Source organism: Bradyrhizobium sp. Crot121 (assembly GCF_059512385.1).
In genome coordinates this window covers 1-5,546 of record NZ_JCAMOR010000166.1, presented here as the reverse complement: position 1 = coordinate 5,546, position 5,546 = coordinate 1, and the positions used below count along the sequence as shown (strand labels likewise).

Annotated in this window: 4 protein-coding genes and 2 pseudogenes; 4 read left to right on the top strand and 2 right to left on the bottom strand. The window is 59.8% G+C overall.

What is annotated here, in order from left to right:
* Nucleotides 1-142: 142 nt before the first annotated feature.
* The 4 genes and pseudogenes from AC5ZGW_RS45215 to AC5ZGW_RS45200 form a co-directional block, all read left to right on the top strand.
* Nucleotides 143-659: pseudogene (locus AC5ZGW_RS45215) on the top strand (hypothetical protein); the annotation flags it as partial.
* A 48-nt stretch (nucleotides 660-707) separates the two neighbouring features.
* The gene (locus AC5ZGW_RS45210; protein ID WP_028169373.1) at nucleotides 708-1,379 is read left to right on the top strand and encodes a hypothetical protein; all 672 of its coding nucleotides are present in this window, start codon (nucleotides 708-710) and stop codon (nucleotides 1,377-1,379) included.
* Between the two features lie 655 nt (nucleotides 1,380-2,034).
* Nucleotides 2,035-4,119 carry a hypothetical protein gene (locus AC5ZGW_RS45205; RefSeq protein WP_496114135.1) on the top strand — a complete coding sequence of 695 codons (2,085 nt, stop codon included), beginning with the start codon at nucleotides 2,035-2,037 and terminating at the stop codon, nucleotides 4,117-4,119.
* Nucleotides 4,120-4,269: 150 nt separating this feature from the next.
* Nucleotides 4,270-4,395: a hypothetical protein gene (locus AC5ZGW_RS45200; protein ID WP_283813353.1), complete on the top strand. Its 126-nt coding sequence runs from the start codon at nucleotides 4,270-4,272 to the stop codon at nucleotides 4,393-4,395.
* 122 nt (nucleotides 4,396-4,517) lie between these two features.
* Here the strand turns inward: AC5ZGW_RS45200 and AC5ZGW_RS45195 are convergent, their stop codons facing one another.
* A complete protein-coding gene (locus AC5ZGW_RS45195; RefSeq protein WP_165421630.1) occupies nucleotides 4,518-4,742 on the bottom strand; it encodes a hypothetical protein in 225 nt (74 codons plus the stop codon).
* A 54-nt stretch (nucleotides 4,743-4,796) separates the two neighbouring features.
* Nucleotides 4,797-5,546 (bottom strand): annotated as a pseudogene (locus AC5ZGW_RS45190) (hypothetical protein); the annotation flags it as partial.

The window sequence follows — 5,546 nt, the reverse complement described above, 5'->3', positions numbered from 1 at the left end:
CTATAATCTGATCCGCATCCCCAAACTGGTTGCAGCCCAGCCAGCCCAGACCTAGCCTCCCGGACGCGCCAGCCCAACGAGGCCTCCGCAACAAAAAAAAAACGCTTCATTCCTCACGTTTTTCAGCAGACTGTTAGGGCTATCCGTCACTGTGATCGACGCCCGCAGCAGGCTTACTGTCCAAGGCGCTGGCTTCATTGCGCGACATCGGCTTTTTGGATGCTGCGCCGTCTGGCCAGATCACCTTTGCCGTATTCCATACCTTGGGATCCTCCATCGCTTCCCTGGACGAGATCGCCGAGACCGCCAATTTCATGGCTGGTGCAAAATATTTTCTGGTCAAGAACTTCATCAACGACACTCAGTTCTTCCAGTGGGACCAGTCGACCTACATCTCCTATTTCCACCGAATCAAGGACGCGACCGAGTTGACGATCCCTAAGCTCAATGAGATGGCCTATGAGCAAGTCGAAGTTGCTTCCGTCCCGTTCGTCGACTTCATAGCCAACAAGGGCCGGCACGACGAGGCCGCGAACTACTCGTTCGTGCTGCGCGGGTATGTCCGGCACTGGCTCGCCAATGTGTGGCGCGAATATGATCGCATCAACTTGACTGAAGTGGCAGGCGCCAAGTCAGTGACCGGCGGCGGCGAAAAATAATCGCTCGTTCGCCCATTGAAGGCCTGAACCCCCTACGAAACTCGCTCGATGTTAGCCACGCCCGTCTACATCATCTGCTCTCCGACCCCGCAGGTCGGCAAGACCCTCGTCTCTCGTCTTCTGAGCGAGTTCTTGCTGCTGAAGAACGGCTCTGCGCTCTCCTTCGACGTCAACCTGAAGGAGCCGTCACTCGTCGATTACCCCCCTAACATCACTGAGACGGCGGATGTGATCGACACCTACGGCAAGATGCAGCTGATGGACCGGCTTATCCTGCACGACCGAGTGGCCAAGGTCATCGACCTCGGCTTCCATGCCTTCGATGAATTCTTCAAGATGTGCGAGGAGATCGGCTTCATGAAGGAGGCGCTCGGTCGCCGTGTCGCCCCCATCATCCTATTCGTCGCCGCTAGCGACCGCGCCTCCTCGCGCAGCTATGAGATGCTGCGGCGGCGGATTCCGCCGGGGGCGCTGGTCACCGTCCACAACGAATTCGTGCTGCGCGGAGAGTTACCTGACGCCATGGATGGCGGCCGTGTACTCCGCTTTTCGGCGCTACCGGTATTTCTAAAGACTTACGTCGACCGACTGAGCTTCTCATTCACGGGATATCTTCGCGACGAGAAGGATTCGTCCAGCGAGTTGCATCAGTGGATCCGGCGGAATTACACCATGTTCCGCGATCTCGAGCTATTAGCGATGCTACAGCCGTCGCCTTGAGTCGGGCTCTACATGTGGAGAGCTCCCGTGATACAAGAGTGTTTGAGGTTTCGTCGGAGTGCTTGCGGCGCATGGTTTCCGAAAGATTGGCGAGGTTGTGTGCCCGCTATCAGGATAGTTCGGACAGTACCGATGGGCGCGTAGCGCAGGAGGCGTGCTTAAACTGGGAGCGGCGTGCCTCCCGATCGAGCCTAGCGCTTGATCGAGAGGCCATGATTGATCTAGCTCGATCATGGTCCATTCACGATGTGCCACGGGAAGGCTCGTATTGATCCGACGTGCCGTGTCGGGACGGCCTTATACGTGGTTTGAACGAAAATCACGTGGCACGTGCACCGCATATTTCTTGAGAAACAACGCCGGCGCCATTTTCACATTGTGCCCTTCTGACACTCGTCAGCTTCTTAACAGCTAACTCTCTTAGGATGAGAACGTCGATATCTAGACGGCGACGCCACCTATCATGAAGGAATGAACATCGGAGTGCTTGATCTCGGAGTAATCGGAGGCGTTGGCGGCGGTCTCGGCCGCGGCAAATGATGGTGATTGTGTTTCAGGCTTCGGCAGCCGGATTCTCGGCCGAAAATTCCATCGCTTTCACTCAATCACCTTGCCGTGCGCCAGATACGAGCTTTGCTATGTGATGTGAGGTGCCATGGAGCGAACGAATAACAATTTCAACCTGTTTGATTTTGATGTGGAAGGATTCGCGCAAGCGTACTATCAGCAGCCGCAGGTGGGGCAGCAATCGGGCACCACGAGCCCGCAAGCAAGCTTTGAACAGCAAATGGACGAGTTGCAGCTCAATTCGTCTGATGAGAACTCCGCAAAGTCTAGTTCGCCTGATGAGGGTCCCGCAGACGGCGGTGAAGGACTCCGGCGCGGTGCCCTCGGCGGTTCAATGCGGATGCCGCCACACTCGCGCTTGAGGGACAACTCGTTCAGCAGCACGCGCCACAGCGTGGACCTCCCCCGCGCTAACTTTCGAGCTTCGGCCCAAGTATCGCCGCGGTCCAATTTGCGGGATGATCTGTTCAGCAGTACGCGCTATACCCTGCCATCTGAGGAGCAGCCCGCGACTGAGACGAAGAACAGGAAAAATCGCGGACTGTGGTCGCGTATCAAATCAGGGGTTGGAAAGGCGTTTGGGGCGAGCCACGGCGAAAAACCGTCTGGCTCCACGGCTCGGCAAGAGATCCTTTCAACGAAGTTTCGCGTGGATTACGCCAAGCAGCCCGGCCGAACACGCGGGGTCCCTGAGGAGGACGAGGCGCTGTTTGAGGACTTCAAAAGCAAAGCCAGTGTCACCCAGGACGACGGCACCAAACCACTGGGCGACGGCACCATCAAAAACGCGATAGCCGATCTGCGCCATTTGAGCGCCCGCCTTAGCCAGAACGGGAGGCCATCAATCGCGGATCGAATTGGCAACCCCGAGTTGGAAGCTGGCTTGGATGACGATGTGGAAACCTATGCGAATGATCGCAGCAGGCGCATCAAAGCGGCATTGAAAAAGCTCCGCGACGTCGGCGCCGGAAGAACGTTGTCAGTCGATATCCGCCGCCTTGTTCCTTATCCCGCAGACGCAACCCTCATCGACATGTGGGCCAGCGCGGAAAAGGCGACACACAGGATTGAGCCGGAGACTGTCGATCGACACGCACGCCGCCTTTACAGGCTGAGTGATTGGCTGCAAACGCGCGACAAGGGGGCCATGGCTGGCCGACTCAATGACGATGGGCTGACCCGAGATGTTGAACAGTACAGGCAGCAAACCGAGGACACCAAAATCAATGCCGATTTGCTCAGGCTTCGGCGATACCAACAAGTCCTCGAGGCGAACAGAGCGCTAGGGTTGCCTCCTCCTGAGCACGCGCGTCCGCTCGCCGGGGAAGGCGCTCGGCAGAACGCTTCGCCGCAGGGGCTTCCGGCGACGCCGGCCACCCCGAGCGCGGGCGCTTGGGATTGGTTTAGAGAGGCGATGCAAGAACCCGCGACATCCACGCTCACACTGCGCCATAGCCCACAGCCCAGCCCGTCGCAAGGACTTCCCGCAACGCCGGCCACCCCGAGCGCGGGAGCTTGGGATTGGTTTGGGGAGCAGATGCAAGAACCCGAGCCATCCTCTGCCAGAGCCCCGTCATCAGACATCTACGGCGGTCTAGAGCCACTGGTTAACCTGAATCCGCCCACACCGTATCAATTGCGGGACGATGCTCACTCTGCGCCGGCGCCTGACTTCGCCAGACCGCCGTCGTTCGTCGGGCCATCAGGGGCCCCTCAGGATCTACTGGATATCGGACCTATCGTCGGCGAGGGCTGGCGCCACGGCTCGCAACCGGCCTCAGAAGTCCTGATCGACGTACTGAGTAACATCAATCTCCTGCCGAACCAGTTCGGCCCAAGCCGGTTTGCGATCAACGGCGAGCATTACTCGGCCACGTTTGGGCCGGCAGGGCGCAGGGACGTTCGTCTCATCCATCATCCTCGCGCGAGGCCGATGAATGAAGCTGGGCCATCCCGTCAGCCCGTCGCGGATCTTGGGTTTCTTATCCGCGGGGGGTGGCAGCACCGCGAACGCTGGCTTCCGACTTACCTTGTTCGTGTACTAGAGGGGGAGCGCCGGATGCCGGAAGTCGGGCGCCCGACATATATCAACATCCGCGGCGTGCCTTACAGGGCCGAGCTGCAGGAGACGGACGGCGGCTCCCGTGTTCGTATTTATCCTGAAGCTGGCTGAGGAACGCGCTTGGGCTGCAACCTCGGGGCAACGGGGCAGCGAACCGGGGAAGTGTCCACCGTCCAGCCACTGGCATAGGCTTGCTCGCGCCACGGGCGCCTATGGGAAGCGGCCTGCGCGATGACGGCATAAGCGTTTGGATAAAAGGAAATGGCAAAGGCAAAATTCAACTTACTTGGTGCCGAGGTCCGCGCAGCACTCGAGCGGCTGCTCGATGTGCTGGCAGACCTGGGACTTACCGCCACGCCGACAGGGTCCGGCTTGGCCGCAAGCTGATCGGAACACGCCTCAAGGAAGAAATGGGCTTTAAACCGCTGCGGCGGCGACAGTGCTTGGCATCACGCTTCTCGGCGGCGCGGCGGCGGCATGGCCGCTAGCGGCGCGGGCCTCGCGCATGTCTATTCGATCAGGATCAGACCGGGAGGGAGTGACTCGTCGTACAGACTGGCCCGGTCGGATCGTCCGATCGGAACGAACCCTTTGATTTTTGCGGTCTGCGGCGCTGGGACGCCGGATTTCTCCAGCTTGCTGGCAATCAGGCCGCGCAAAGGCATGGGTAGGTCCAGGCTCCGATCGTCGACGACGCGCGCGGCCCGGAGGAACAGAATCTGCAGGTCGAGCAACTCGGGCGTAGTCCAATCTGTCAATCGGCGTTCAAATTTGGCTCTCGTATTGCCTCATCTGAGGATGTTACTTTCGCTTGACGGACGTAGCGCCGACTGTCGGCCGGTCTGAGGTTGCGTCATTGCTCGCAGGATCGGAGGGACTGGGGACGTCGCGGAGTGCCCATCACACGTAGCGGCGGCCCCAGTCCCGGGGTCAGCGGCCTGTGCCGCACCTTCAGCCGTGCGCGGGATGATCGTCTCGACTGCTTTGCGTCTGAGCGATCGCAACAAGCGCTGCACGATGGTGTGCTGTGGAGGACCGAACTGTTCGGGGCATTGTTCAGCGAGGCGACCGAGAATTGCCAGCGCGGTCAGACGGGGCTCGGCCGTCAGCCAGCGCTCGATGTTGGCGAGGTGCGGATCGAGCATTGATGGCATTCTCATGCGCTTTTTGTATGGCTTGCGCATGCGCCGATGGATGATGCGCTGCTCCCCTAGATGCAGGTCATTGCCGAGCTCCTTCGCGAACGCTGCTGCGATCTTTGTCGGCGCCGGTGGGCTTGCTGCCGCGAGCCTACCCGATCGGGCGTCGACACGCGTGCCGAGCTCCGCCTGGGCGTCTCTCATCTCGGCCAGCAGGGCCACGGGATCGAGCGTGCGATGAAGCTCTCGAAGACGCCGTTTGACTACCTTGCTCAACCTCGGATGCCCCAGTGCTCGTTCATAGGGCGTGGCTGGAACATGGTAGCGCTTGATCACCTTCGCGCCCTCGCGTCGCTTGTCCTTCAGCTTGAAGGACGGCTGGAAGAAGTTGGTGTGCAG